This window comes from bacterium, assembly GCA_016702305.1.
Lineage (GTDB): Bacteria > Electryoneota > RPQS01 > RPQS01 > RPQS01 > JABWCQ01.
This window is the reverse complement of record JADJEH010000002.1, coordinates 83,387-108,423: the sequence shown is the minus strand read 5'-3', so window position 1 is coordinate 108,423 and position 25,037 is coordinate 83,387. Positions and strand designations below refer to the sequence as shown.

The following is a 25,037-nucleotide window of genomic DNA, read 5'->3' as shown; positions in this document are numbered from 1 at the left end:
GTTTAGTTGAAGAACCACTGACTTACATAGATCGCCGCGAGAATTCCTGCCGCGTCACCGATCAGGCACGCGGCGAGCGTATGCCGCGTCGTGCGCACAGAGATCGAGCCGAAATAGACGGCCAACACGTAAAACGTCGTTTCGGTTGAACCCATCATGACGGACATCATGTTGCCGATCAGCGAATCGGGGCCATAACTTTTCAGCCCCTCCGACAGCACACCCATCGCGCCGGAACCCGACATCGGCCGGATGATCGCCATTGGCAAGATCTCCGGCGGAATGGCCAGCGGTTCAAGCACGCCGCTTAACAGATTCACCGTCGCGTCGAGCGCTCCTGACGCGCGAAAAATCGCGATCGCACAGAGGATCGCCACGACGTACGGAATAATCCGCACGCCGACGTTGAACCCCTCTTTAGCCCCCTCGATGAATTCCTCATACACTCGCACCTTTTTGTAGAGCGCGGCGCCGGCAATCACCAGAAACAGCACCGGTACGGCCCAGTCCGAGGCCGCCTGCACGAAGGCAACAAAGGCCTCTCTCATGGCTTAGGTTCCTCCACGCGAAAGCGCTTGAGCTTCTCGAGCAGCTTCACCGCTACCATGCTGACGACGAGCGCGATCACGCTGGCAATCAGCGTGGGACCGATGATCCCTGTTGGATTCTGCGAACCCGCCGATGCGCGCATGGCAATCACGGTTGCCGGAATCAGCGTGATCGCCGCCGAGTTCATGGCCAGAAACGTCGCCATGGCATTCGTCGCAGTGTCCCCCAGTTTGCTAAGGCTCTTGAGGTCCTGCATCGCTTTCAGACCAAGCGCCGTGGCCGAGTTGCCGAGACCCAACATGTTTGCCGCAATGTTCGAGAGCATGGAACCCATCGCCGGATGGTCAGGAGGCACGTCGGGGAAAAGCCGTTTCATAACTGGGCGCATCAACTTGGCCAGCCCCTGCACCAACCCGGCCCCTTCGGCTAACCTCATAAAACCCAGCCACAAAGCCATAATCCCGATCAGTCCAATGCACAGCTCCACGGAGGTCTTGGCCGCATCCACTGTCGCTTTCGTCACGTCGGCCATCTTGCCGGTGAACATTGCGGTGATCACACCAATTAGAATCAATCCTAACCAGACTACTTGCACGGATTCTCCTAAGTTCTGATTCCTATTAGTTTACGAAATCATCTGCCAACTTGCAATCCCTTCTTGCTGACTCCTGAAAAATCGTGGCAGAGGAGGCCCCAACGCCCCGAAATTGTGAAACTTTCCACAACCCAAATCGTTGAAAAAACAAGGAGTCGAGTAGGGGGTTCGGTTTGACATTTCGGCCCCGGGAGCGTATATTGACGGATTAAAGGGTTTGGAAAGATGACAAGTAACGTCATATTAGGAATTGGATGCTGATGGAGCTGCTGCCGCTGAAGGGAACGTGTACCGAAAAACCAGCCAATGGGCTGGCTTTGCCTGTGTTGGGCGAATTCACCGCGCAGTCCTTTCGGCATAAACGCGTCCGCGAATGTAAAATCGGTTCGGTGACGATTGGCGGCGATTATCCGGTTGCCATCCAATCCATGACCTTGACCGATACCCGCGACGCACAGGCCACGCTCGAGCAGATTCACCGTCTCGAAGAAGCGGGCTGCGAGATCATTCGCGTGGCTGTGCCTGATGACGAAGCCGCCGCCGCGCTCTTTGAGATCAAGCGCAACATGCGCGTGCCGCTGGTGGCTGACATTCACTTCCATTACAAGCTGGCGCTCAAAGCCATTGACGCCGGCGTGGACAAGATCCGCATCAACCCCGGCAACTTGGGCGGCGAAGGTCGTGCTAAAGTTGTGACCAAGGCCGCGCTTGACGCCGGAATCGCCATGCGCGTCGGCGTCAACTCCGGATCGCTCGAAAAAGACCTGATTGATAAGTACAGCGGCCCGACGCCGCAGGGAATGGTTGAATCGGCACTGCGGCATGTCGCGTGGCTTGAGGACGAGGGCTTCACGAACCTGACCGTGTCGCTTAAGGCGTCGAATGTGCCGCGCATGATCGAAGCCTACACCCTCTTCCGGGAGCGCAGCGACTATCCCTTGCATCTGGGTGTGACGGAAGCCGGTCCGATGTTCACAGGCTCGATTAAGTCGGCGCTCGGTATCGGCTATCTGCTGCAGAACGGCATTGGGGAAACGCTGCGCGTGTCGTTGACCGCTGATCCGGTCGAAGAGGTTAAAGTCGCATGGGAAATTCTGAAAGCCCTGGGCCTGCGCACGAAGGGGGTTAATCTCGTCGCCTGTCCCTCGTGTGGCCGCTGCGAAGTGGATTTGCTCGACCTGTGTGCCCGCGTCGAAAAAGCCGTCGCGAAGATTGACAAGCCGCTGCATATCGCCGTGATGGGCTGCGTCGTCAACGGCCCCGGCGAAGCCCGCGAAGCTGACCTCGCCGTCGTGGGCGGCAAAGGCAAAGGCCTCCTGATGAAGGACGGCAAAGTCATCGCCACGCTGCCCGAAGACGAACTCATCCCCGCGCTGTTGCGCGAAGCCGATGCGTATGATGTGTCGCAAAGACCGAGCGGTAAGGTTAGGTTTGTGGCGAGCGCGTAGCATGCCTTCCGTCATCTCCATCACCGACATCTTCTCCCGCATTGACGACTATGAGCATCCGCGCGTCGCGGCGATGGTCAACGAATGCGCGGTGAAGTTCGTTAAGCTGAAAGGCGAATTTGTCTGGCATCATCACGACGAAGAGGATGAACTCTTTTACGTCGTGCAAGGCTCGCTTTTAATGAAACTGCGCGACGGCGATGTGACCGTCAACGCGGGCGAGATGATCCTGATTCCGCACGGCGTCGAGCATTGCCCGATCGCCGCCGAAGAAGTACACCTGATTTTGTTTGAACGCGCCGCCACCATCAACACGGGCAATGTGGTGAACGAGAAGACGCGTGTAACGGTGGATACGCTGTAACGATTGACCCCCTTAATCCCCCCGGAATACCGGGCGGAAATAATGAGCATGAGCACCTTAGTCGAAAACATTCAAGTCGAGCCGCGCAAGGGGCCGAAGTATAGTTTTTTTGAAGTCGAAGTGACGAGCGTTATGGACGCCACGCCGACCGTCAAGCTCTTCAACATGCGCGTGCCGGGCCGCGATGTCTATCCGTTCAAGGCCGGACAATTCATTCAACTCGACTTTCCGATTCCCTCGAAAATCACGCGCCGCAGCTATTCTATCGCCAGCGCGCCCGAAGGGACAAACGAGTTCCAACTGTGCGTGGGCCGCGTGCCCGACGGACTGGCCACGCGCTATCTGTTTGAAGAGGTTAAGCCCGGATCGGTTCTTAAAGGCGCCGACGCGATTGGCCATTTCATTCTGCCGCCGGTGCTCGACAAAGAGCTGTGTTTCATCTCGACCGGCGTCGGCATCGCGCCGTTTCGCTCGATGCTGCTTGACGGTTATGCCAAAGGTATCATCAATGTTCCGGTGAGCCTCTTTTTCGGCAACCGCTCCGAAGCGGATATTCTCTACCGCGACGACTTCGAGCGCATGGCCCGCGAACATGATTTGAAATTCTTCCCGGTGCTGTCGCGCCAAACGGATTGGCACGGCCCGCACGGCCACGTACACAAGCACTACATGGAACACTTCGCCAACCAGCGGCCCGCCCTGTTTTACCTGTGCGGCTGGCGCGCCATGCTCGACGAAGCCCGTAAGCATCTCACCGAAATGGGTTACGACCGCAAGGACGTCAAAATCGAGCTGTACGACTAACCACCCAGCGTAGCCGCTGGACCCGTTGCGCTGACGCTGAACACATCACGAATTTGGAATTGACAAAGATACTCAGAGAGATTCTCGAAATGCCCGAAACACTGACCGACCTCGACATTGAACTCGCGCAGAAAGTCACGAAGCTGCTCGACATGTTCCGCCCCATCTTCCAGGCCGAAGGCGGCGACGCGCAATTGCTCTCGCTGAAAGAGGGCATCGCCACCGTCTCCATGGGCGGCGGATGCCAGGGCTGCGGCGGCTCACTGTCCGCCATGGAAGGCGGCGTCCAACGCACGCTCCTCGAAAAGGTACCCGGACTGAAGGAAGTCGTCATTGTTCAATGATGAAGGCTGAATGATGAACGATGAGTTCATCAAACAAGGAATTTAGCTTGACAAATATTCTCGACCGGATTTGGCTGTTCTTCTCCTCGGTGAAACTGACCATTGTGCTGCTGCTGATCTTCGCAGTGGCCATGGGTTACGGCACGTGGATCGAAACGGTCTATTCCAACGGTGCCGCGCGCATCCTGATCTACCGCACCTGGTGGTTCGACCTGCTCACGGTTATTCTCGCGCTCAATCTCATCGGCTGCACGCTCCGCCGGGCTCCGTATTCGCCGCACCAGTACCCCTGGCTGCTGACGCACGTGTCGCTGCTGCTGATTATGACCGCGTCAATGATCACCAATCGCTTTGGCATGCAGGGGCAGATGGTCATCCTCGAAGGCGACACCGAAAACCGCTTCGGGCTCGAACAGCTCGACCTGGAAAACTGGGACACCATGATCGGCGAAGAGCGCACGCTGCCCTTCGGCGTGCATTGCGTCTCGTTTGAACAGGTCATGTACCCCGGAACGGGCATGACCTCGCTGTTCAAATCGCACGTCATCGTGGACGACCCCGGCAATCCCGAACGCATCGAGTGGGACGTGATTCTGAATCACCCGCTCTCATACAAAGGCTACAAAATCAGTCAGGCGTCTTGGATTGACCTCCCCGACGGACGGCAAGCCACCGTGTTAGGCGTCTCCTACGATCCCGGCATCCCCTACATGTACGCCGGGGGAATTCTGCTCGTGCTCTCCATGGTCGGCATCATTTTCCTCAAACCGTGGCTGAAAAGTAAATGGCCGCCCGTGCCGCGCGGCGATCGCATGCCGCTGGCCGAAAACACCGAAATGACCGCCGAGCTCATGGCTCAATCGTCCGACGAAAAGGAGAACGTTTCCGCATGAAAACTCTGTCTATCATCCTCACTGCGCTGCTTCTGAACCTGTCCGCTGCCTTGGCCGCAGACGATTTTAACTGGAGCCGCGCCGGACAGATTATCGTGCAGGACGGCGGCCGGTTGAAACCCCTCGATACCTTCGCGCGGGAACTCGTCGGTGATATTGTCGGCAAGGACGAGTACGAAGGACAACACCCCGTCGAGACCTATTTCCGGTGGATGTCAGATGGCAGCCGATGGTCCGAAATGCCCATCATCTATCTGCCCAAGGGTGATCTGCACCGCGAACTCGGCCTGCCCACGGGCCACGGCAGTCTCTATTCGATCGCAGAGCTGCATGGCAAGCCGCGCCTGATGCAGATCGTCATGGAAGCGCAGGAAGCGCAGAAGGCCGGCGACAAGCCCTCGTTCACGCAGTCCAAAGCCAATGAGATTCTGCACCGCGTCAACACGCTTTCCATGGTCTTCAGCCATGAGTTGCCGCTGTATGCGCCGCCGCTTGCAGGCGACGCAACGACCACCACGTGGGCCTCGATGCCCGAAGCGCTGGCGGCCATCGAACGCGACTCCATGAACGCCGTCAAGACGCCGGAAGAGCTGGCCACGCTCGGTCTGTCCTTCGCCGGAATGTACCACTCGATTCTTGACAACCGCCCCGACATGTTCAACACGTCGGTGGACCTGTTCATCGAAGCACAGCATCGCATTCTCGCGCAGCAGCCGGCGATCTTCAGCACGCTCGACAAAGAGCTGCTCTACAACACGCTGCAACCGTTCTTCTGGGCGCGTGTCCTCCTGCTGCTCGGTGCGGTGATCTTCGCCTTGAGCTATAAGCAGAAATTCGCAACGTGGCGCGGCTACGGCGCCATCGCGATGTTCCTGGGCCTGGCGGGCTATTCCGCCGGCATGATTCTGCGCTGGATGGTCGGCGGCCGCGCGCCGTGGTCCAATATGTATGAGTCGCTGCTGGCCATTGGCTGGACGCTCGTCATTATCGCCTTCATCTACGAACTCGTTAAGCGCGACCGCATCTTCGGCATGGCCGGCTCGATTATGGGCGGCGTCGTCCTCTGGCTCGCGCACTACGCCAATCTCGACCGCGGCATCAATCCGCTCGTGCCCGCCCTGCAAAGCTACTGGCTGGTTTATCATGTGATCATTGTCCTCTCCAGCTACGCCTGCTTTGCCATCGCCATGGTCATCGGACATATCCTGTTGGTCGGTGCCGCCAAGAACAAAGGCGAGATCAACCCGCCGCTGGCGCGCATGGCCGGAGCGAATCTGCACGTCATTCAAGTCGGCTGCGTGCTGTTGATCTTCGGCATTCTGCTTGGAGCAGTCTGGGCCGATTCAAGCTGGGGCCGCTTCTGGGGCTGGGATCCCAAAGAGACGTGGGCGCTTATCACGTGGTTCGTCTATATCGCCTTCCTGCACGGCCGCAGCGCAGGCTGGCTCAACTGGAAGAGCCTCGCGTTCGTCTCCGTCGCGGCCTTCCCGGTCGTCGTGATGACCTACTACGGTGTCAACTTCTATCTGTCCGGCCTGCATAGCTACGGCGCAGGATCGTCGCCGGGCATTCCGTGGGAAGCCTTTGCTTATCTGATTGCCGAAGGCGTCTTTCTTGGCTGGATCGCCATGCAGCTCAAAGGTAAGTGGGGCAACACCGGCCCCAAGCAGGGAACGCCTACCGCCTCCAATATGCGCGGCGGCGCTTCGCTGAACACACCCGCTGGAGTAAACGGCTAATGAGTATCTCGCGCGAAGAGTATCCCCTGCTCGCTAAAGTGGATTCTCCCGAAGACCTGCGCAAACTCAGTCTCGATGAACTCGACCTGGTCTGCGCCGAATTGCGCCGCTATCTGTGGGACACGATCAACGCCGTCGGAGGCCATCTGGCCGCATCGCTCGGCGTCGTGGAACTCACCGCCGCACTGCACTACGTCTATCAGACGCCGCAGGATCGTATCGTCTGGGACGTCGGTCATCAGGGTTACATTCACAAAATCCTTACGGGCCGCCGCGATCAATTGCCCACCATTCGCCGCAAGGGCGGACTCTCGGGCTTTCTGAAACGCAGCGAAAGCGAGTACGATATCTTCGGCGCAGGACACGCCTCGACCGCGCTCTCCGCAGCCTACGGTTTGGCCGTGGCGCGTGATCTCAAAAGCGAAAAACACAGTGTCGTCTCCGTCATCGGCGACGGCGGCATGACCGGCGGTTTGGCCTTCGAAGCGCTCAACAACGCCGGGCACTCGGGCCGGGATTACACGATCATTCTGAACGACAACCGCATGTCCATTTCGCCCAACGTCGGCGCGGTGCCGAAGTTTCTGGCCAAGATGGAAACCAATCCGCTGCTCGGCAAGATCAAAGACGAGCTGTGGGAGATGATGGGCAAGTCGCCCGTCGGCAAAGACACCATGCGGAGCATGGCTGGCCGCTTCGAAGCCTCGCTCAAGACGCTCGTTTCGCCCGGTATGCTCTTTGAAGAATTCGGCTTTCAGTACTTCGGGCCGTTCGACGGCCACAATGTGCGCGAGATGGTTGAGATTCTGAAGAACATCAAGGCGCATCACAAGCATCCCGCGATTGTGCACTTCCTTACGCGAAAGGGCAAAGGTTACGACGTCGCCGAAGCCGATTCCGTCACATGGCATGCCGTCAAGGCTCCCGCGAAAGTCGAGCCGAAAATCGACGCCAAGAACGAGCCGGAAACTGAAGCCTACATGAACATCTTCGGCAAAGCGATGATTCAGGAAGCGCAACGTGACAAGCGTGTGTGCGTCATCACCGCAGCCATGAAAGAAGGCACTGGCTTAGTTGAGTTCGCGCAAGAGTGCTCTGAACAGTTCTTCGACGTCGGTATCGCCGAAGGACACGCCGTTACCTTCGCCGCGGGACTGGCCGCCGAAGGTATGAAACCCGTCGTCGCCGTCTATTCAACCTTCTTACAGCGCGCCTACGATCACATCCTGCACGACTGTGCGACGCAGCATCTGCCCGTGCTGTTCTGTATGGATCGCGGAGGTCTGGTCGGCGAAGACGGCCCTACGCATCACGGCTGTTATGACCTGGGCTATCTCACCACGATTCCCGGCATGGTCGTCGCCGCGCCGCGATGGTCAAGAGTTGCGCAACCTGATTCACACCGGCCTGCATTGGCCCGATGGCCCATTCGGCATTCGCTATCCGCGCGACAAGGCGCCCGACCATCTCGACTGGGAAGAAAATCCCGGTCTGATCAAGGTTGGAAGTTGGGAGGTTCTCCGCGAAGGCCGCCGCGTTGCGGTACTCGCCTGCGGCACGATGGTCGAGGCCGCGCGCAAAGTCATCGCCGCCGAGGAGTTTAACGTCACGCTGGTCAACGCGCGCTTCGTCAAGCCGCTTGACGACATGTTGCTGGCCCAATTGCTCGACACACACGAAGCCGTGCTGACGCTCGAAGAGGGCACAGGCCACGGCGGACTCGGCACCGAAGTCGCCATGTATCTGAAGTCCAATGGTCACGAGCAGATTTTTCATGCGCTGCATCTGCCCGACGCGTTTATCGAACACGGCACGCGCACGCAATTGCTTGAACTGGCCGGACTCTCGCCCCGCCATATTTCCGAAGCCATCACCGGCCTTCTGAAGGCCGACCTTCCGCCCACGCTGGCCCTGCGCCTGAAACAACAGTCCGTTATCTCATGAGCATGAAAGTTCTCGTGGACCCGCGTGCGGGCTTTTGCGGCGGCGTGCGCCGCGTCGTCAAGATGGCCGAAAAAGTCATGGGTGACACGGGCTTGCCGCTGGTGTCGCTGGGCGACATCATTCACAACGAAGTGGAAATCGCGCGACTCGAAAAAAGCGGCTTGTCCTCGATTGACCATACCGGCATGGCGCAACCGAGCGGGCCGCGCCAGGTGCTGATCCGGGCGCATGGCGAGCCGCCCGAAACGTATTTGAAGGCCAAAGAGCTTGGCGTCGAGCTGATTGACGGCACCTGCCCCGTCGTGACGCGCTCGCAGAACATTGCGCGCAAACACTACGAAGCGGGCGAGCAGGTCGTCATCATCGGCAAACCCTATCATCCCGAGACCATTGGCATCAAGGGGCATTGCGACAACAAGGCGTTCGTCGTCTATGAACGCGAGGACTGCAAGCAGCTTGACCCCGATCGGAAAGTATTCATTCTCGCGCAGACCACGGTGTCCAAAGAGTGGTTTGAAGAGCGCATCGCTTGGATCAAAGAGTACGCGCACAACGTCGAAGTGCAGGTCGAGAACACGCTCTGCCGGTTCGTCGTGGGCCGCGACCGCGATCTCGAAGAGTTCGCGACGCAGGTGGATGTCATTGTCATGGTGGGTGGCACCAAGAGTTCCAACACCAAGGCCCTCTACGGCGTCTGTAAACGCATGAACGACCGCGCCCACCTTATCGTGGACGAAAACGACATGGACTACGCGTGGTTCCGCGACGGTGACACCATCGGGGTTACAGGCTCAGCTTCAACGCCGCATTGGCTGCTCGAAAAAGTCCGCGATTTGATCGGCGAGCGCACCGGAGCGGACGTGCTGCGCGACACGTCCGACTGGGAGTCGCAGCAGCAGCAGCGTGAACTCGAAGACATGGAAAAGGACGACTGCAATTGTAATTGAGTCGTCCCCGCGGCGTCTCCGCGCTTGCCCGTAACGCAATGCACCATTGAAACCACATGAAGATCACGCAGCACAAACTCGTTGGCGCAAATTGCAGCCACAAACTCTCGCCTAACCACGGCGCGAACTTCGCTGCGGCGCGACTGGACACGATTGTCATTCACTACACCGCCGGACCGACGCTCTCGTCGGCGGTGGATAGCTTCCTGAACCCGGAGCGCAAGGCCAGCGCGCATCTGGTCGTCAGCCGCGATCCCGAAGATGGTGCGGCCGTCAAAATTGTGCAAATGGTCCCATTCGATACCGTCGCGTGGCACGCCGGGCCGAGCAAATGGAAATCGCGCACAGGACTAAACAAGTTCGCCATCGGTATCGAGATCGTGAACGCCGGACTTCTGGTGCGAGCGGGTGAAAAATTTCAGGCGTGGTTCGGCAGACTCTATCCCGTCTCGGAAGTGATTGAGGCGGTGCACCGCAACGAGACAACACCGCGCTTCTGGCACCGCTATACCGAGAAACAGATCAGCACGGTCTTCGACCTGTGCGACCTGTTGATACAGACCTATCCGATCACAACGATTGTCGGCCACGAAGAAATTTCTCCGGGCCGCAAGGTTGATCCCGGCCCGGCCTTTCCCTTGGATAAGCTGCGTGAGCGGCTTATCATTCGCAACCGCGGTGAGAATAGATGATGTACGATTGACCGTGTTTTGATGCTGAGGTGTGCTATGTTCCGCTTGAGTGTACTATTGTTCTTTGTGACTGCTTTGTATGCCGCTGAGAGGCCGTTTGTGCCGCGCTCGAGTGTGGTCTCCTTCGGCCCCGAACTGAGTCGTAGTCCGTGGAATGCGCTTGATGATGCCGGCCCGAACGCGCGCATGAATCAGGATACGTTCGGCCGCCGCCAAAACGAGATTACTATGGCCGCCTGGATACTCGATCCGCGCGTGGTCATGGGCGGTTCCAACGACTATCGCAATGGCGACGCCTCGGGCGGATTCTATGTGAGTACTGATGGCGGCTCTTCCTTTGGCGACGTGCTGGTGACGCGCGGACCCGCCGGAGTCTTCGAAGCCGCGGGCGATCCGGTCGCGGCCATTGATCGCAACGGACGACTCTATGCGACTCACATTTCCTTTGATCGTACGACCGATGACGGCGGTCTGTACTCGCAGACCTCCGATGACTTCGGTCAGACGTGGTCCGGCCCGCTCCCGATTGCCGAGCACATTGACGAGCCCGGCGCGGATTTCGAAGACAAGCCCTACACGTGCTGCGATGTTTCGCCCGTATCGCCCTTTGTGAATACGCACTACGTCACGTGGACACGCTTTCAAGCTGCGGGCGGATCGCCCATTTTCGTTTCGCACACAACCGGCGGCGAACCGCCGTATTCGACGCCCGTGCGGGTCTCGGAATCAGACGCCTGCCAATTTTCCTGTCCGGCCACTGGACCGAATGGCGAAGTTTACGCCGTGTTCATTGACTACTGGACGGCGCGCATCAAGTTTGACAAGTCGCTCGATGGCGGTAACACGGGGCACCGATGTCACCGTCTCGCAGATGTGGGACCTTTGGGGACAGGCCAATCCCTGCGGCACGTTCCGCACGCCTGCCTATCCGATGATCGCCTGCGACAATACCGGGGCCCGCGTCATGGCTGGATCTACGTGTGCTGGGTGACGTTTAACGGCACCGATCCCGACGTGATGATTTCCCATTCGACCGACGGTGGCACAACGTGGAGCGCGGCGGCCCGTGTGGATGACGGCCCGGTCGGTACATGGCAGTGGTGGCAATGGCTTGCGGTACATCCGAAAGCGGCGATGTCGGCGTCGGCTGGCTGGACCGCCGCGACGACCCCAACGGCTGTCTCTATCTGCCATATGCCAGCGTATCCACCGACGGCGTTACTTTCGCCCCCCAGCTTTCCGCTCGACCGTGCAGAGTAATCCCACGGTCACCAATTTCCTGGGCGACTACAACGGCGCGACATTCCGACATGGCAACAGCTTCTATTACGGCTGGGTGGACACGCGCAACGACACGGAGACGCCTACAGCGCATGGTTTCGCTTGAATCCGCCCGCGCCGCAAGGTCTCGTGGTCGCGACTGCGGGTAATGACGCGCGCCTCGATTGGAATCCCGTCGAAGCCGCGACCTATCAGATCTGGTACACCACCGACCCGCAAGGCGCATTCGCAACCCTCGCGGGCGTAACAGCCGATACATTTTTCTTTGATACAAATGCCGTCACGACTGACGAACAGAGATTCTATATCGTGAAGGCCGTGGCGGAATAGACATACATGCAAGCCTTACCCATACTGACCGATACGACTCCCGCGTCGCCGCGCAAGCCGGAGTGGCTGAAGATCAAAATCGGCCACACCAAACAGTTTCACGGCGTGCGCGATTTGCTGCACGGACAAAAGCTCTTCACCGTGTGCGAAGAGGCTGCCTGCCCGAACATGGCCGAGTGCTGGTCGCGCGGCACGGCCACGATCATGATTATGGGCGACGTCTGCACCCGCTCGTGCGGCTTCTGCAATGTCAAAACCGGCAAGCCGCTGCCGCTCGATCCGCACGAGCCGCGCCGCGTCGCCGAAGCGTTGCGTGAATTCGCTCTGAAATACATCGTTATCACGTCCGTGGACCGCGACGAGCTCGACGACTGCGGAGCCGGACACATCGCGGAAACCATCCGCCAGTGCAAGGAGTTATCTCCCTCTACACGGCTGGAAGTGCTCGTCCCCGATTTCAAAGGCAAGCCTGAGTGCGTCAAGACCGTCTGTGAAGCCGCGCCCGCCGTGTACGCGCACAACATGGAAACGGTCGCCCGCCTGCACTTGCAAGTGCGCCCGCAGGCCAAGTATTGGCGCTCGCTCGACACGCTGGCCCGCGCCAAGCGTCACGGCATGGTCGTCAAGTCCGGTATCATGGTCGGTTTGGGCGAATCGCCGCACGAAGTGAAACAGGTCATGCGCGATCTGGCCGACGTTGGCTGTGACCTGCTGACCATCGGGCAGTACATGCAGCCCTCGCGCCGGCATCTGCCCGTGATCGAGTACGTTCATCCCGAGCAGTTTCTGGCCTACAAAGAGCAGGGCCAGGCGCTCGGTCTCAAACACGTTGAGAGCGGCCCGCTCGTCAGATCGAGCTACAAAGCCGAAACGCAGGAAGAGCTGCTGCGGCAGGGCACGCTGGCTGTCGCGTGACATGGAATTCTAATCGTCACATTTCTAATTTCATAAACTACCCCTTTCGGAGTCACAACATGATCACACTGTCCGGTACGGCCCACACGAAGGTCAAGACCATCATGGATTCGGAGCAGAAGAGCGACTGGAATTTGCGCATGGGCGTGCGCGGCGGCGGCTGCAGCGGCATGAACTACGTCCTCGGGTTCGACAACCAGGTCTCGGAAGACGATCAGGTCTTTGAGCAGGACGGCATTAAGCTCGTCTGCGACATGAAGAGCTATCTCTACCTCAACGGCACCGAGATTGACTACGAAGACGGTCTCAATGGTTCGGGCTTCGTCTTCAAGAACCCCAATGCCAAGCGCTCCTGCGGTTGCGGCCAGAGCTTCTCGTCCTGATTCCGTAAAATCGCCTGTAGCTTCCCCTCCCAGTCCGCTTGGAGGGGATTGCTGTCTCTTCACATGCCGCCCAAATCCCAACACGACATTCAGGTTACGTCGGAAAACCTCTGGTTTCTCGAACGCTATCTGAATGTGTTCGATTTTTTGGAACTTTTTCCGCTGGAAACCGTCTCTAATTCAGACGGCTCCCCCGGTCAACCGGTTAAACTCCAAACTGACTTGGGGTTCATATTAGAGTCGGATATTGACCGCGCAAAGATGCAGCTCCGCAACCGCTCTAAACTCCACGGCTGGATGCGCTTCACCACCGAACACGCCCTCGCGCCCGGTGACATTATCCGCATTGAACGCCTGTCCCCGCAGGAGTTCCATCTGAGCCTCATTCGCCAAAACTAATCGAAGCATCTTGGAACTTATCAGATTTCCCCTCGAAGATCTGCTCGGCGACGGCATCGTCCGCGAGTCCGACTACCGCCAAGCCTTGAACGGTCTCGATCTGGCCCCGTACAGCAATCAGGCCGTCATGATTCCATGGATTCATGGCCGCGAACTGCCGATTTGGGTCTATCTCATGGCCGTTGCCCACCTGACACCCGTCGCCGGCGGACTGTCCTTTGGCGAACCTTGCAGTCCCGTTGTGCTGACCCAGAAACGCCGCACAGACGGCCCGACAGAGTGAGTTTCTTGACAATCCCCACGGATTTTCATATCTTTGTAATTTATGAATTAGGCCATAACAGGGCCCGCCTCCCAAGAGGAAATTAGCTTCAGGATGAACAACGAGTTGCACTATGACCACGGGCACTGAGAGTATCTGGCAATTACTGGCAGCGGCATCGCCGTTCGCCAAATTCATTCTCATGATCCTGCTGGTCATGTCATTGCTGTCGTGGACCGTCATCCTCGACAAGTTCATCATGTGGTGGAGGGTCCGCAATGATTCAAAAGGCTTTGCGGGCTACAATTGGAAGCAGTTTGAACCACGCTCGCTGTTCTCCGATGCACGCCGCTACGGCCAGTCATTTTCCGCCCGCGCCTATATGTACGCGCATCGCGAGCTGTTTGAACGCGGCACGCCAGACGATCTGGACGGCGAACTGGTTATCCGCGAGTATTCCCGCGCCGCTGTGCATTTCCTGAATCGCGCCGAGCGTTTCCTGCCCTTCCTCGCGACCTGCTCCGCTGCCGCTCCGTTTTTGGGACTTTTGGGTACCGTCTGGGGCATTATCTCGGCCTTCCAGCGCATCGGAATCTGGGGCAACGCCTCTATAGCGGTCGTCGCGCCGGGTATAGCGGAAGCCCTTGTGGCCACCGCTTTGGGCCTGTTCGTAGCCATTCCCGCGCTGATTGCCTATAACTTCTTTTCCAACTGGCTGCGCAAAGAGGCTGAAAAGGCCGAGGCCTTCGGGGAGGACTTGGCCTTCGCCGTGGATCGTCAGCTCGTCAAACGCAACGCGGTCACCGGTCGTCCGGCGGTCGCCTGATCCATGGGCGTCGGCGCAGGCAGCATTCCGCAGGAACATCGCGGCGGTCACAAACGCAAGCTGGTGAAGGTCAACTACCAGCCGCTGGCCGATATCAACATCACCGCGCTCGTGGACGTCACGCTCGTTCTGCTGATCATCTTCATGGTCGCCGCGCCGATGCTGAAGAATTCCGTGGATGTGGCCGTGCCGCAGGCTTCCACCGCCGAATCCACCAGCGATGAAGGTATCACCGTCACCATTAAGAAAGACGGCTCGATCCTGATTGACCAGACAAAAGTGGACGATTCGAGCTTTGATATGGCCTTCGAGCAAACGTACGGCAGCTCCAAAGAACCTGTCTTCCTGCAAGCCGATGCGGAAGTGCCCTATCAGAAAGTGCTTCATGTCATTGACGTGCTGCGGCAGGTCGGCGTGACCGATCTCGGATTGATCGCCGATCCGATGCAGTCGCGCACGGGCCGCCGGCAATAGCGGAACACGCGCATGCGTAAGTCGTTCATCGGCTCTTTGGCGCTGCACCTGCTGTTCGTGATTGTCATGATCGTCGTCGGCTACGCAAAAACCGACGTGCCGCGCCCGCTGCCGGAAGTCACCAAGGTCAAGCTGATTCGTCCCAAGCCCGTTCCGGTGCAGCAGGTCAAACCGTCCGACGAGTTCAAGGTCCCCGAGACCCAAAAGCCGCTCGAATCTCCCAAGCCCAAAAAGACGAAGGAGAAGAAGCCCGAGAAGAAGGTCGAGGAGACGAAGGACAAGAAGCCGCGCTCGACTGAACCGGTGCCCAAGGAACTTAAGGGCGAGGCGGGCACGCTGAAACTCCAGCAGACGGGTTTCGACTACGATTTTTATCTCGCGCTCATTCAATCCAAAATCGAGCGCAACTTCCGTCCGCCGCCGGGCGTGCGCGGAGAAATCATGGCCACCATTGGTTTCGTGATCTTGCGGGACGGCACGGTCTCCGCCATTACCATGGTGCAATCCTCCAATAATCTTCTGATTGATCAGGCAGCCGAGCGCGCCGTGCGCGCTGCGGGAAAATTCCCGCCGCTGCCCGCGCAATATGAGCAGGGACAACTGGGAATCAATTTTGAGTTTGTCGTCAACCCGAGTACGCGTTCTTAGTTTCGTCCTGCTGCTCTTGGCTTTGGCCTTTGCCGCGTTCGGTCAGATTACGCTGCGCACAGAAACCGCTTCCGTCGGCCGCCTCGATCTGGTCGTACATCCCTTCACCCCCGACGGCGATGCGGCCTTTATCGGCGAACTGCCCGCGCAGCTCTCCGAGCTGATCAAAGGTGATCTGATCTACTCGGGTTACTTCAATCTCATTGATCCCGAAGACCTGCCGCCTGATACTTCCATTGAGGTCAAGCGCGTTGGCAGTAAGTTCGACACGCTGATGACCTTCAGCGGCTCGACCGCCGCGCGCATTCGCGGTTCCGTCGCCCTGGGTTGGGACCAGGCCCGCGCCTCGATTGCGATCTACCAACCGCCGCTGCGCGACCCCGTGCATCAGTCGGAGTTCTCCTTCAAGGGCGATAAGGCGCGCGACGCCGCCCACGAAATCGCCGCGTGGATTACCCGCATGCTGACCGGCGAAGAGGGCGCTTTCACCTCCCAGATCGCCTTCGTCGTTAAGACCGGACAAAACAAAGACCTGTGGCTCATGGACTGGGACGGCGCCAATGCACGCAGTCTCACGCGCGATCAAACGCTCAACATGTCGCCCACGTGGTCGCCCGACGGCAAATCGCTCTACTTCACGTCGTTCCGCAACGGCGATGCTGACATCTATCGTTATGATCTGGCCGGCGACCGGGTCCGCCCTTTCGTGCAGACTCCGCGCACTGACAGCGCCCCCAGCGTTTCTCCTGACGGACAATGGGTGGCCTACGGTTCGAGCGAGTCGGGGAATTTTGAAATCTATCGCGTGCGTCCGGACGGATCGGAAAAAACGCAATTGACCTTCAGCGGCCGCGACGATACGTCGCCCTCGTGGTCATCTACGTCACGTGAATTGGTCTTCACCTCCGACCGCACCGGTCAGCCGCAAATCTACATCATGGATTTCGACGGCGTCAATGTGCGCCGCTTGACCTACGACGGCGTCTACAACGAAACCGCCCGCTGGTCCCCGCGCGGAGATCTCATCGCTTGGTGCAGCCGCGAAAGTGATCTTTATCCCAAGTTTCAAATCTTCACCGTGCTCCCTAACGGCGGACGCGAACGGCGCCTGACCGAAGGCGGCAACAAGTTCGACTGCTCGTGGTCGAGTGACGGCATGAAGATTGTCTACACCGCGTCCCAGGACGGACGCACCTCAATCTGGACCATGAACTGGGACGGCAGCGGCGCGCGCCAACTCACATTCGGTCTGGAAGCTTCGCAGCCTCAATGGGGACCCGCTGTTCCTTTTTCATCACCATAATCTATCTACTCATAACTTTTTCGCTCTCAGGAGAGAACATGAAGTCGCAGAAACTCGGCCTGTTGGCCCTGCTCACGATGCTCGCACTGGTACTGGCCGTCGCGCCCGGTTGCAAGAAAAAGATGCCCAAAGAAGCCGATCGCACTGAAGAGACCGGCAAGAAGATTGACGAAATCACCGGCACGGAAGACGGTACGGGCACTACTGAAGATCAGCTCAACGAAATGGAACGCGATCTCGCGCTGGTCAAGATCGTCTATTTCGACTACGACAGGGCCGAATTGCGCGCCGACGGCCGCGAAGCCGTGCGCAACAACGCCGACCTGCTCCGCAAATGGGAAAACTGGACCGTCACCATCGAAGGTCATTGCGACGAACGCGGCACCAACGAGTATAACCTCGCGCTTGGTGAACGTCGCGCCCGCGCCGCGCAGCGCGCCCTCGAAGCTGAAGGCATCGCGTCCTCGCGCATTCGCACCATTAGCTACGGCGAAGAGCGCCCGTCCGATCCCGGCCATGCTGAGAACTCGTGGTCACGCAATCGCCGCGCTGAATTCCGCATCGCCGCAAACTAAGCGAAGCAACCGTGTTATATCGCCTCACGTTAGGCCTTGCGCTGGCCTCGTTGCTGGCGCTCACCGGATGCGCCACGCGCAAAGAGATCGTCCGCTTTCAGGATGACACGCGCTACCTGCGCATTCGCGTAGACTCCATCGCTCATTCGCAGTTTGATGTGAAGTCCCAGGTGGACTTGCTCGCCGCCGATGTCCGCGACCTGCGCGCCAACACCGAATACGGCTCGACCGAAATGCAGGAGCGTGTCGAAACGCTGGCCGCACGGCTGGATGAAATTCTGACGCGGCTCGACCGTTCGCTCGCGCCGCTTGAAGAGTTCCTGCGCGGCGGCGGGAACAACGGCGCAGGAACCGGACCCGAACCCGCCATGGGCGTGGATGTTTACGACGCGGCCATGCAGGACCTGAGTCTCGGCAATTACGATCTGGCCGAAGTCGGCTTTCTGTCGTTCCTGTCGAAAAATCCGCGGTCCGAACTGGCCGATGATGCGCGCTATGGTTTAGCTGAAACCTTCTATGCGCGCAAGCGCTACGAAGAGGCCGCCGCCGAATACACGCGCGTGATTGACATGGACCCGATGGGCTGGAAGGCCCCCGCCGCCATGCTCAAACTCGGACTCGCCTATCGGCAACTCTCGCGCGTACAGGAAGCCCGCACCGTCTGGAATCAGCTCGTGCGTGACTTCCCCAATAGCGAAGAGGCCAAGGTTGCCCAGCAGCGCCTGAATGAAATGGGCCGCTGATCGCCGCACCGCTTGATCTACTTCGCCCCGTCTCCGAAAGAGACGGGGCGAATTGCTCACGAACCCTCTACCTATGACCGAACCTACCGCCGCACAACACGCCGCCATCGTGCGCAAGCGCTTCATCACGATCACCATGCTCGCGCTAATGGCTGTGTTCGTGTATGTCGTCTCGTCGCTCCTGCTCGGCGTTATTGGCGGCTTCATCCTGTGGGCCATGTCGCGCGGCCTCTTCGAACGCCTGCTGAAACTCACGCGGGGCCGTGCCAACGTCGCCGCCGTGCTCTCGGTGCTGGCGCTGCTGATCGTTGTCGTTGCACCTGTCGCCACCATCCTCTCGCTGATGGTTAACGACGCGGTCAACCTCACTCAGCAGGGCTATCAGTTCTTCGAACATCTCAAACCCAACATCGAGCGCATCGTCACGCGCTTCACGTCCGGCGAGAACCCCAGTCTGTTCGGCTATGAGTTCGATCCTTCGTTGCTCTTGATAAAGCTCGAGGAATTTTCGGGGACGGCCGCTGAGTACATGGTCGAAGTCATGCAGAAGACCGCCGGCGGAATCGCCAGCGCGATCCTGCAAGTCTTCATCATGCTCTACACGCTTTTCTTCTGCTACATTGACGGCCCGCGCTTTTTTGACTGGATCAAGCGCGTCCTGCCGCTCGACGATCACGAGACCGACAAGCTGTTTAACAACTTCTTTGTCACTTCGATCACGTCGCTAAAAGCGCTCGGCATTATCGGCACTGTGCAAGGCATTCTCGGCGGTCTGGGCATGTGGCTCTGCGGCATTCCCTCGCCGTTTTTCTGGACCGTGTTGCTGGTCTTCTCGACGGTCATTCCGGTCGTCGGCGCGCAAATTATCATGATCCCCGCCGCATTGTTCCTGATTATCGCGGGAAAGGTTTGGTGGGGCGTCGGGCTGCTGCTGTGGAGTTGGATCGTCATCGCCAACGTGGACAATCTGATGCGTCCCTATCTCGTGGGCCGCGCTGCGCAATTGCACGAGCTCGTGGTGTTCTTGACGACGCTTGGAGGTATCGCTGTCTTCGGCTTCTGGGGATTCTTGGTCGGCCCGGTCATCGCCGGTTTGCTCAAAGCGTTGGTCGAGTTTTATATTGAGTCCAATGCGCCGCCGCCCGCTACCGCAGCGGAGTGAATATGAAAACGCCCGGCTTGCACCGGGCGTTTCTGTTTAGCCTTGGACGGTCGCTGTCGAATCGCTCTTCGGCAGCATTTTGTACGCCGGATCCTCATACTCCATCGGCATCATCGCGAACACCTGCTCCGTTGAATCCGATTGGAAATAGTATTCGCGATCACGATGGAATCGGTGAGGCGATTCGTCATCCGGATAGAAGCGCGTCTTCGTCACCGGATCGGTCAGCACCCCGCAGTATTTCGGCACGTCTTGCATGAAGCGCCGCTTCGCATCGTCAGACGATACGAAGAATGTCTCATAGCCGATTGAAATGCGGTGCGAATCGTCCACAAGCGCCGGTATGCCTGTTCGCACCGGACAATCAACCGAAATGTTTAGAGCGGTCAAGTACTCGGAAGGGTCTCCAACGAAGACCTTCTGACACGGCGTTCAACAGAATCCCACCGGTCTCCCATTGACGTACACCGCGGGCAACCGTAAGTTGAGCGGAACCTGCCGCACTGGACAGCGGTCGTTCAGCGTCATCTGTCCGTCCGCCATGCGCATGTACGGAAACGGGTTGTTCACTGTGTCTCTTCTTGCACTCTCCTGGCCACCCTGCCGATCAACGAAGCTCATGGGCCGATTCTCCGCAATCGGCGGGCGCGGTGTTTCCGCGCACCCCCACAACAACAGAATTCCCGTCAAGCCAACCCCAAACAGCTTTTCCCCAATCCTCATGAAACCTCCTGCTTATTTGTGACGCGACGCTCTTTTTACCGCCGCGACAATCGCCGGGTTCCAGTGTTTCGTGAGGTTCCCAAAAAGAAAACGCCCGGCAGTGCCCGGGCGTTCTTGCTGAATGCATATCGTGCTAAACCGCGAACCGCTCCGGCGTTATCGCACCGCCCGAGACGATCATCTTGATCGCTTCGTCCACGGTCATATCGAGCCTGATCGTGCTCGACTCCGCCAGGATAAACAGAATCCCCTGCGTCGGCGCGGGAGCCAGCGGCACAAACACGTGCAGCATGCGCTCGCCATTCACAAGACTGCTCTCCGACGTCACGAATCCGATCACATATGACTGATCGCTCGGGTAGCGCACGGCCACCACACCGCGAAAGCTCGACTTATCGCCGAAAAACACCTGAATGAACTTGCGCACTGCGTCATAAATCTCGCGGACAACGGGCACGCGGCTGAGCATAAGATCGAGCACCTTAAACAGCCGCTTGCCTACCACGCGGTTGACGATCACGCCGATCAACGCGATGAACAGAACAGTCGCCACAAACGCCGTGAGGTCCGAAATGAACTTCACCGCCGCGGACTCGGGATCGAGCTGCAAACTCGTTTCCAGTACCCGCTGCACGAGCGGCGATAGCATGCCGCCCAGCAATCGCACGACGATCAGAAGAATGTAACCCGTCAACCACAACGGAGCAAGCACAAGCAGCCCCGTGAAGAAGGCCCGTCTGAAGCGCGCGGCCGCGCTCGGTTTCGGTGCGTTGGTAATTGTTGTCATTGTGAACCAAAACCGCCCGCGGCAAGCGGGCGGTTTACGTTATGGTTTCAATGTGGTGTCGGCAGGCTCAGGCACAACCTTCCACAGAAATTCGTTCTCACCAACCAGCCCGTAACGCCGCGCCGCCAATTCCAGCGCCGCCTCGTCTTCACGCTGCACCGCCGTAAGATAGGTGTTCAGCTCATGCTTCTGCAATTCCCGCTGCTGAAGCACCAATTGCTGCCGCGCAAACGTGGCCCGCAGCGCGTTCGCGTCCCGGACTCCGCCCGTGCCGAAGTAGTACCACACCCCAAACGCAAGCAGACTCGCGCCCGTTACCGAGTAAAGACCAACGCGCCCGATCTTGCGCCAATCGGCCATGATCGTTTACTTCCACATTGCGCCGAAGAACAACGCCTCGTCGCCGAGATCGTCCTCAATGCGCAGAAGTTGATTGTATTTTGCCATCCGGTCCGTGCGCGATGCGCTGCCCGTCTTGATCATCCCGCAGCCGCACGCCACGGCCAGATCCGCTATCGTCGTGTCTTCGCTCTCGCCTGAACGGTGGGAAACCATCTGCGTGTATGCATGGCGGCGCGCCAGATCAATCGTGTCCAACGTTTCCGACAGCGAACCCACTTGATTGAGCTTGATCAGAATCGAGTTGGCCACGCCCTGCTGAATACCCTTCTGCAGTGTCGCCACTTGCGTCACAAACAGATCGTCGCCCACGAGCTGAACCTGCTTGCCCAGCGTCTTCGTCAGGTGCTTCCAGCCGTCCCAGTCGCTTTCGCCCAGACCGTCTTCAATCGAGATGATCGGATAGTCGCGGCACAGTTGCGAATAGTAATCCGTCATTTCCTGAGCGCCGAGCAGCTTGCCTTCGCAGGCAAGATTGTACTTGCCCGTCTTACGATCATGAAACTCCGAAGCCGCGCAATCCAAGGCCACGAAAATATGCTCGCCGGGCTTGTAACCTGCGGATTCTATCGCCGACAATATCGCGTCGAGCGCTTCACGGTGCGACTGCAAGTTCGGCGCGAAGCCGCCCTCGTCGCCCACGTTCGTTGAATGACCCTTCTTCTTCAGTACCTTCTTCAGGTGGTGAAACGTCTCGACTCCCGCGCGCAGCGACTCGCTGAACGTCTCGAAGCCGCGCGGCACGATCATGAATTCCTGAAAGTCCAACGGGTTGTCCGCGTGCGCACCGCCGTTGATGACGTTCATGAACGGCACCGGCAGAATCTTCGCACCCACGCCGCCCAGATACATGTACAGAGGCAGGTTCACGGAGTCCGCCGCCGCCCGCGCCGTCGCCAGGCTCACGGCCAATATCGCGTTCGCGCCCAACTTGCTCTTGTTCTCCGTGCCGTCCATCTCAAGCATTACCGCGTCCACTTCCTGCTGGTAGACCGCGTCCATGCCGATCAGCTCTTCAGCGATCTTCTCATTGACGTTCGCCACCGCATCCAGCACGCCTTTGCCCAGATACCGGTTCTCGTCACCGTCGCGCAACTCCAGCGCCTCATGCTCGCCCGTCGAAGCGCCTGATGGCACAATCGCCCGGCCGAATGCGCCGTCTTCCAACATGACTTCTACTTCTACCGTCGGATTGCCGCGAGAATCAAGCACCTCGCGCGCGTAAATACTGGCTATTTCTGACATGTTCTTATCGGTAAAATGTTAGCGGAATCAAACCAATATACAAACTCGCGGTCGCATGCGCAAGACACCCTATTCGGCCGGATCGTCGGTCTCCTCCGCCGGTTCCGTCGCATTGTCCCCGCCCAGAATTGACTCGTGAATCTCCAGCGCCCGGGCCAGGAACTCCAGCGGCACCTGAATCCGCCATGACTTCCCCAGCGTATCCGTCCCGGTCACCACGCCCAGACCGCCGCTCGAAAGGTCCGTCTTCACAAGATTCGGAATCCCTTCCCCATCCAAAACCTCCGTCACCATGGCCACCCATACCCCGCCGTTCAACGGCGGCAGCGACACCCATTCGGAATACGATTTCACTGCGTCACTCATTGCCCCTCCTCGTCCGTAGGTTCGTCCGGAGATCTAAAATAGAAATAACGCTCCATCAACCGCTGATAGTCCGAGAGAGCCTGCCCCTCGGGCGTCCGTGCGCGCACCTGCCCAAAAGCGTTCAGCCTGCTGTCTAACTCGTCAAGATAGTGTAAAGCCAGCGCCTCGAGCGTCATCGGCTTTACAGGCGAGCCCTTTTCACCGTCACCCTGATGGGACAGAATCAAATGCAGCAATTGCCGCCGCATCTCCGCCGGGAACTCGGCCAGGCCGCGCAGCTTGTCCTCCACTAACAACACGCCTTGCGTGATGTGACCGATCAGCCGCCCTTCGCTCGTGTAGTCCAGCATCAGGTCCCACGAAAGCTCGGCCGTCTTGCCGATATCATGCAGCAGCGTGCCTGTCACCAAGAGATCGCGATGCACGAGCGGATAGTGCCCGGCAATCCCGTCCGCCAGCGCCACCATCGAAAGCGTGTGCTCCGCCAAGCCGCCTACCGTGGCGTGATGCCAGCTCTTTCCGCCCGGCGCATCGAGGAATCGTCGGCGCAGCGTGGGGTCGTCAAAAATCGCATCGAGCAGCGCCCGCAGGTGCGGCTCCTGCACGGATTCGATCCAGCCCATTAAGCGCTCGTTCGCCTGCGTCGCCGACAGCGCCGAGTGCGGCAGAAACGCCCGGCGGTCAGGCACTTCCTGTTCGCTCGCCTTGCGCAGTGTGTGCAGCGTCACGCTCTGCTGCTTGTTGAAAAAATCTATCCGCCCGTCCGCAAACACGGCGTCGCCAGCCCGCAGCCCCGCCGCCGCGTCCTCAAAATTCTCCCACATCTTGCCGTCAAGCTTGCCCGTGCTGTCCATCAGCTCGACCAGAAGAAACAGCTCGCCGTTCTTCTTGGGCCGCGTCTCAATTCGCGAAAGCAGGTAAAACCCCTGCAGTTGATCGTTCGCCGCGTAGTCGCGCACCACCCGCAATTCCGGCGTCGTCGCCAGCGTCACCGTCATTGGCACTCCACCATGCGCCGGTCAATCTCGTCAAATATCTTCTGCGGCTGGCCTGTGTCGCGCCCGATAACGTGCGCAATCATAAGCTCGTATTTCGCCATACCGCGTTTGTTGGAGGCTTCCAGAGCGTCTTGCATCGTGCCGGCCCACGTGATGTAAATATCCGCCAAACCGTAGTGCGCCCACCCCACACGAAAATCACCGTGATTACCCGTCATCGCTTCCCATTCACCCCACAGCGTCAACGCCGTCTGGCCGCGCTCGACCGCCTCCTCAAAGTTGTGCAGCTTGGCCAGCGTTCCCGCCAGATTATTCTGACTCGTCGCCTGCGCCCGCGTCCGCGCCATCGGCTCTGTAATTTGCGCGGCTGTCTCCAAACTCTGCCGGAGAATGCGTTCCGACTCCGCCCAATCCTGCATGTGCCAGCAGTCCACGTCTATGCTGATTAGACAGTCGTGTTCTTCTTCCAGTGAACCGTAGCGCTGCGCCAAATCCAGGGCTTCAAAGTGCAGTTTGCGAGATCCGTCGTAGTCGAGCCGTTCCCGCAGCGCCAATCCCTGCTTGCGCATGACACGCGACTCCAAACGCCCGCGCTCCGCCGCATCGGCAATCTCAAGACACTTCGTGCGTGCCGCGCCGAACAGTGCGTCCGCCGAGTCGAGTTTACCCAGACCAATCATCGCCTGGCCGCGCAGATAGTCATTCCAAATGAAATCCTGTGGAGTCTTCAAATCCACCCGCAACAAAACGAGCGCTTCATCGAAGCGCTCGCCGTCAATTGCCTCTTGTGCAGCCTTGGCCCACGGATGGCCCGTGAGCACTCCTTCCGGTCGAGTCGCCCAAGCCGCAGTGCAGAGCAGCAGAACCGTCGTGAACACAGCCATCATGCCGCGCCGACC

General features: G+C 58.9%; 34 protein-coding genes. 24 read left to right on the top strand and 10 right to left on the bottom strand.

What is annotated here, in order from left to right:
- Positions 1–2 precede the first annotated feature (2 nt).
- On the bottom strand, positions 3–548 hold the full coding sequence (locus IPH10_05025; protein ID MBK6910281.1) for a spore maturation protein: 546 nt from the start codon (positions 546–548) through the stop codon (positions 3–5).
- On the bottom strand, positions 545–1,096 hold the full coding sequence (locus IPH10_05020) for a nucleoside recognition protein (GenBank protein ID MBK6910280.1): 552 nt from the start codon (positions 1,094–1,096) through the stop codon (positions 545–547). The genes IPH10_05025 and IPH10_05020 overlap by 4 nt, the downstream gene beginning before the upstream one ends.
- A gap of 308 nt (positions 1,097–1,404) precedes the next feature.
- Between IPH10_05020 and ispG the strand changes: the two genes are divergently transcribed.
- The 24 genes from ispG (at position 1,405) to IPH10_04900 (ending at position 19,620) form a co-directional block, all read left to right on the top strand.
- Complete coding sequence (gene ispG / locus IPH10_05015) at positions 1,405–2,592, top strand: flavodoxin-dependent (E)-4-hydroxy-3-methylbut-2-enyl-diphosphate synthase (GenBank protein ID MBK6910279.1); 1,188 nt, start codon at positions 1,405–1,407, stop codon at positions 2,590–2,592.
- A 1-nt stretch (position 2,593) separates the two neighbouring features.
- The gene (locus tag IPH10_05010) at positions 2,594–2,956 is read left to right on the top strand and encodes a cupin domain-containing protein (GenBank protein ID MBK6910278.1); all 363 of its coding nucleotides are present in this window, start codon (positions 2,594–2,596) and stop codon (positions 2,954–2,956) included.
- A 48-nt stretch (positions 2,957–3,004) separates the two neighbouring features.
- Complete coding sequence (locus IPH10_05005; GenBank protein MBK6910277.1) at positions 3,005–3,760, top strand: oxidoreductase; 756 nt, start codon at positions 3,005–3,007, stop codon at positions 3,758–3,760.
- An 89-nt stretch (positions 3,761–3,849) separates the two neighbouring features.
- Complete coding sequence (locus IPH10_05000) at positions 3,850–4,104, top strand: NifU family protein (GenBank protein MBK6910276.1); 255 nt, start codon at positions 3,850–3,852, stop codon at positions 4,102–4,104.
- A 47-nt stretch (positions 4,105–4,151) separates the two neighbouring features.
- Positions 4,152–4,997, top strand: coding sequence for a cytochrome c biogenesis protein ResB (locus IPH10_04995; GenBank protein MBK6910275.1), 846 nt, complete (start codon positions 4,152–4,154; stop codon positions 4,995–4,997).
- The gene (gene ccsA, locus IPH10_04990) at positions 4,994–6,736 is read left to right on the top strand and encodes a cytochrome c biogenesis protein CcsA (protein ID MBK6910274.1); all 1,743 of its coding nucleotides are present in this window, start codon (positions 4,994–4,996) and stop codon (positions 6,734–6,736) included. The genes IPH10_04995 and ccsA overlap by 4 nt, the downstream gene beginning before the upstream one ends.
- Positions 6,736–8,340, top strand: coding sequence for a 1-deoxy-D-xylulose-5-phosphate synthase (locus IPH10_04985; protein ID MBK6910273.1), 1,605 nt, complete (start codon positions 6,736–6,738; stop codon positions 8,338–8,340). The genes ccsA and IPH10_04985 overlap by 1 nt, the downstream gene beginning before the upstream one ends.
- Positions 8,297–8,680, top strand: coding sequence for a hypothetical protein (locus IPH10_04980; GenBank protein ID MBK6910272.1), 384 nt, complete (start codon positions 8,297–8,299; stop codon positions 8,678–8,680). Before IPH10_04985 ends, IPH10_04980 begins: the two co-directional genes overlap by 44 nt.
- Positions 8,677–9,627, top strand: a complete 951-nt coding sequence (locus IPH10_04975) for a 4-hydroxy-3-methylbut-2-enyl diphosphate reductase (GenBank protein ID MBK6910271.1) — start codon at positions 8,677–8,679, stop codon at positions 9,625–9,627. The genes IPH10_04980 and IPH10_04975 overlap by 4 nt, the downstream gene beginning before the upstream one ends.
- Positions 9,628–9,683: 56 nt before the next feature.
- Entirely contained in the window at positions 9,684–10,319 is a 636-nt protein-coding gene (locus IPH10_04970; protein MBK6910270.1) for an N-acetylmuramoyl-L-alanine amidase, read from the top strand.
- 36 nt (positions 10,320–10,355) lie between these two features.
- On the top strand, positions 10,356–11,579 hold the full coding sequence (locus IPH10_04965) for an exo-alpha-sialidase (protein MBK6910269.1): 1,224 nt from the start codon (positions 10,356–10,358) through the stop codon (positions 11,577–11,579).
- The gene (locus IPH10_04960; GenBank protein ID MBK6910268.1) at positions 11,569–11,706 is read left to right on the top strand and encodes a hypothetical protein; all 138 of its coding nucleotides are present in this window, start codon (positions 11,569–11,571) and stop codon (positions 11,704–11,706) included. The genes IPH10_04965 and IPH10_04960 overlap by 11 nt, the downstream gene beginning before the upstream one ends.
- Positions 11,703–11,930: a hypothetical protein gene (locus IPH10_04955; GenBank protein ID MBK6910267.1), complete on the top strand. Its 228-nt coding sequence runs from the start codon at positions 11,703–11,705 to the stop codon at positions 11,928–11,930. The genes IPH10_04960 and IPH10_04955 overlap by 4 nt, the downstream gene beginning before the upstream one ends.
- 6 nt (positions 11,931–11,936) lie before the next feature.
- Positions 11,937–12,845: a lipoyl synthase gene (gene lipA / locus IPH10_04950; protein MBK6910266.1), complete on the top strand. Its 909-nt coding sequence runs from the start codon at positions 11,937–11,939 to the stop codon at positions 12,843–12,845.
- Positions 12,846–12,904: 59 nt separating this feature from the next.
- A complete protein-coding gene (gene erpA, locus IPH10_04945) occupies positions 12,905–13,228 on the top strand; it encodes an iron-sulfur cluster insertion protein ErpA (GenBank protein ID MBK6910265.1) in 324 nt (107 codons plus the stop codon).
- A 63-nt stretch (positions 13,229–13,291) separates the two neighbouring features.
- The gene (locus tag IPH10_04940) at positions 13,292–13,627 is read left to right on the top strand and encodes a hypothetical protein (GenBank protein ID MBK6910264.1); all 336 of its coding nucleotides are present in this window, start codon (positions 13,292–13,294) and stop codon (positions 13,625–13,627) included.
- A 10-nt stretch (positions 13,628–13,637) separates the two neighbouring features.
- The gene (locus tag IPH10_04935) at positions 13,638–13,910 is read left to right on the top strand and encodes a DUF2480 family protein (GenBank protein ID MBK6910263.1); all 273 of its coding nucleotides are present in this window, start codon (positions 13,638–13,640) and stop codon (positions 13,908–13,910) included.
- A gap of 112 nt (positions 13,911–14,022) precedes the next feature.
- Complete coding sequence (locus tag IPH10_04930; protein ID MBK6910262.1) at positions 14,023–14,715, top strand: MotA/TolQ/ExbB proton channel family protein; 693 nt, start codon at positions 14,023–14,025, stop codon at positions 14,713–14,715.
- A 3-nt stretch (positions 14,716–14,718) separates the two neighbouring features.
- Entirely contained in the window at positions 14,719–15,189 is a 471-nt protein-coding gene (locus tag IPH10_04925; GenBank protein MBK6910261.1) for a biopolymer transporter ExbD, read from the top strand.
- Positions 15,190–15,201: 12 nt separating this feature from the next.
- Positions 15,202–15,837, top strand: a complete 636-nt coding sequence (locus IPH10_04920; GenBank protein ID MBK6910260.1) for a TonB family protein — start codon at positions 15,202–15,204, stop codon at positions 15,835–15,837.
- Positions 15,809–17,140 (top strand): PD40 domain-containing protein, encoded by a 1,332-nt coding sequence (locus IPH10_04915; GenBank protein MBK6910259.1) that lies wholly within the window; start codon positions 15,809–15,811, stop codon positions 17,138–17,140. The genes IPH10_04920 and IPH10_04915 overlap by 29 nt, the downstream gene beginning before the upstream one ends.
- Before the next feature lie 38 nt (positions 17,141–17,178).
- Positions 17,179–17,715 (top strand): peptidoglycan-associated lipoprotein Pal, encoded by a 537-nt coding sequence (gene pal, locus IPH10_04910; protein ID MBK6910258.1) that lies wholly within the window; start codon positions 17,179–17,181, stop codon positions 17,713–17,715.
- Positions 17,716–17,726: 11 nt separating this feature from the next.
- The gene (gene ybgF / locus IPH10_04905; GenBank protein ID MBK6910257.1) at positions 17,727–18,458 is read left to right on the top strand and encodes a tol-pal system protein YbgF; all 732 of its coding nucleotides are present in this window, start codon (positions 17,727–17,729) and stop codon (positions 18,456–18,458) included.
- 73 nt (positions 18,459–18,531) lie between these two features.
- A complete protein-coding gene (locus IPH10_04900; GenBank protein MBK6910256.1) occupies positions 18,532–19,620 on the top strand; it encodes an AI-2E family transporter in 1,089 nt (362 codons plus the stop codon).
- 36 nt (positions 19,621–19,656) lie between these two features.
- Here IPH10_04900 and IPH10_04895 read toward each other — a convergent pair whose 3' ends face one another.
- The 8 genes from IPH10_04895 to IPH10_04860 all read right to left on the bottom strand — a co-directional run bounded on the left by IPH10_04895 (position 19,657) and on the right by IPH10_04860 (position 25,025).
- Positions 19,657–20,010 (bottom strand): hypothetical protein, encoded by a 354-nt coding sequence (locus IPH10_04895; GenBank protein MBK6910255.1) that lies wholly within the window; start codon positions 20,008–20,010, stop codon positions 19,657–19,659.
- A 42-nt stretch (positions 20,011–20,052) separates the two neighbouring features.
- Entirely contained in the window at positions 20,053–20,343 is a 291-nt protein-coding gene (locus IPH10_04890) for a hypothetical protein (GenBank protein ID MBK6910254.1), read from the bottom strand.
- A gap of 133 nt (positions 20,344–20,476) precedes the next feature.
- Positions 20,477–21,130, bottom strand: a complete 654-nt coding sequence (locus IPH10_04885) for a DUF502 domain-containing protein (GenBank protein ID MBK6910253.1) — start codon at positions 21,128–21,130, stop codon at positions 20,477–20,479.
- A 39-nt stretch (positions 21,131–21,169) separates the two neighbouring features.
- Positions 21,170–21,490, bottom strand: a complete 321-nt coding sequence (locus tag IPH10_04880) for a hypothetical protein (protein MBK6910252.1) — start codon at positions 21,488–21,490, stop codon at positions 21,170–21,172.
- Between the two features lie 6 nt (positions 21,491–21,496).
- The gene (eno, locus tag IPH10_04875) at positions 21,497–22,774 is read right to left on the bottom strand and encodes a phosphopyruvate hydratase (protein ID MBK6910251.1); all 1,278 of its coding nucleotides are present in this window, start codon (positions 22,772–22,774) and stop codon (positions 21,497–21,499) included.
- 69 nt (positions 22,775–22,843) lie between these two features.
- A complete protein-coding gene (locus IPH10_04870) occupies positions 22,844–23,140 on the bottom strand; it encodes a hypothetical protein (GenBank protein MBK6910250.1) in 297 nt (98 codons plus the stop codon).
- Positions 23,137–24,138 (bottom strand): HD domain-containing protein, encoded by a 1,002-nt coding sequence (locus IPH10_04865; GenBank protein ID MBK6910249.1) that lies wholly within the window; start codon positions 24,136–24,138, stop codon positions 23,137–23,139. Before IPH10_04865 ends, IPH10_04870 begins: the two co-directional genes overlap by 4 nt.
- On the bottom strand, positions 24,135–25,025 hold the full coding sequence (locus tag IPH10_04860; GenBank protein MBK6910248.1) for a tetratricopeptide repeat protein: 891 nt from the start codon (positions 25,023–25,025) through the stop codon (positions 24,135–24,137). Before IPH10_04860 ends, IPH10_04865 begins: the two co-directional genes overlap by 4 nt.
- Positions 25,026–25,037: the final 12 nt, after the last annotated feature.

Excerpts from the sequence above, each read along its gene's own strand:
- IPH10_05025 (MBK6910281.1), bottom strand. The coding sequence starts at position 548 with ATGAGAGAGGCCTTTGTTGCCTTCGTGCAGGCGGCCTCGGACTGGGCC.
- IPH10_05020 (MBK6910280.1), bottom strand. The coding sequence starts at position 1,096 with ATGTTCACCGGCAAGATGGCCGACGTGACGAAAGCGACAGTGGATGCG.
- ispG (MBK6910279.1), top strand. The coding sequence starts at position 1,405 with ATGGAGCTGCTGCCGCTGAAGGGAACGTGTACCGAAAAACCAGCCAAT.
- IPH10_05010 (MBK6910278.1), top strand. The coding sequence starts at position 2,594 with ATGCCTTCCGTCATCTCCATCACCGACATCTTCTCCCGCATTGACGAC.
- IPH10_05005 (MBK6910277.1), top strand. The coding sequence starts at position 3,005 with ATGAGCACCTTAGTCGAAAACATTCAAGTCGAGCCGCGCAAGGGGCCG.
- IPH10_05000 (MBK6910276.1), top strand. The coding sequence starts at position 3,850 with ATGCCCGAAACACTGACCGACCTCGACATTGAACTCGCGCAGAAAGTC.
- ccsA (MBK6910274.1), top strand. The coding sequence starts at position 4,994 with ATGAAAACTCTGTCTATCATCCTCACTGCGCTGCTTCTGAACCTGTCC.
- IPH10_04985 (MBK6910273.1), top strand. The coding sequence starts at position 6,736 with ATGAGTATCTCGCGCGAAGAGTATCCCCTGCTCGCTAAAGTGGATTCT.
- IPH10_04980 (MBK6910272.1), top strand. The coding sequence starts at position 8,297 with ATGGTCGAGGCCGCGCGCAAAGTCATCGCCGCCGAGGAGTTTAACGTC.
- IPH10_04975 (MBK6910271.1), top strand. The coding sequence starts at position 8,677 with ATGAGCATGAAAGTTCTCGTGGACCCGCGTGCGGGCTTTTGCGGCGGC.
- IPH10_04970 (MBK6910270.1), top strand. The coding sequence starts at position 9,684 with ATGAAGATCACGCAGCACAAACTCGTTGGCGCAAATTGCAGCCACAAA.
- IPH10_04965 (MBK6910269.1), top strand. The coding sequence starts at position 10,356 with ATGTTCCGCTTGAGTGTACTATTGTTCTTTGTGACTGCTTTGTATGCC.
- lipA (MBK6910266.1), top strand. The coding sequence starts at position 11,937 with ATGCAAGCCTTACCCATACTGACCGATACGACTCCCGCGTCGCCGCGC.
- erpA (MBK6910265.1), top strand. The coding sequence starts at position 12,905 with ATGATCACACTGTCCGGTACGGCCCACACGAAGGTCAAGACCATCATG.
- IPH10_04940 (MBK6910264.1), top strand. The coding sequence starts at position 13,292 with ATGCCGCCCAAATCCCAACACGACATTCAGGTTACGTCGGAAAACCTC.
- IPH10_04930 (MBK6910262.1), top strand. The coding sequence starts at position 14,023 with ATGACCACGGGCACTGAGAGTATCTGGCAATTACTGGCAGCGGCATCG.
- IPH10_04925 (MBK6910261.1), top strand. The coding sequence starts at position 14,719 with ATGGGCGTCGGCGCAGGCAGCATTCCGCAGGAACATCGCGGCGGTCAC.
- IPH10_04920 (MBK6910260.1), top strand. The coding sequence starts at position 15,202 with ATGCGTAAGTCGTTCATCGGCTCTTTGGCGCTGCACCTGCTGTTCGTG.
- pal (MBK6910258.1), top strand. The coding sequence starts at position 17,179 with ATGAAGTCGCAGAAACTCGGCCTGTTGGCCCTGCTCACGATGCTCGCA.
- IPH10_04900 (MBK6910256.1), top strand. The coding sequence starts at position 18,532 with ATGACCGAACCTACCGCCGCACAACACGCCGCCATCGTGCGCAAGCGC.
- IPH10_04890 (MBK6910254.1), bottom strand. The coding sequence starts at position 20,343 with ATGAGGATTGGGGAAAAGCTGTTTGGGGTTGGCTTGACGGGAATTCTG.
- IPH10_04885 (MBK6910253.1), bottom strand. The coding sequence starts at position 21,130 with ATGACAACAATTACCAACGCACCGAAACCGAGCGCGGCCGCGCGCTTC.
- IPH10_04880 (MBK6910252.1), bottom strand. The coding sequence starts at position 21,490 with ATGGCCGATTGGCGCAAGATCGGGCGCGTTGGTCTTTACTCGGTAACG.
- eno (MBK6910251.1), bottom strand. The coding sequence starts at position 22,774 with ATGTCAGAAATAGCCAGTATTTACGCGCGCGAGGTGCTTGATTCTCGC.
- IPH10_04870 (MBK6910250.1), bottom strand. The coding sequence starts at position 23,140 with ATGAGTGACGCAGTGAAATCGTATTCCGAATGGGTGTCGCTGCCGCCG.
- IPH10_04865 (MBK6910249.1), bottom strand. The coding sequence starts at position 24,138 with ATGACGGTGACGCTGGCGACGACGCCGGAATTGCGGGTGGTGCGCGAC.
- IPH10_04860 (MBK6910248.1), bottom strand. The coding sequence starts at position 25,025 with ATGATGGCTGTGTTCACGACGGTTCTGCTGCTCTGCACTGCGGCTTGG.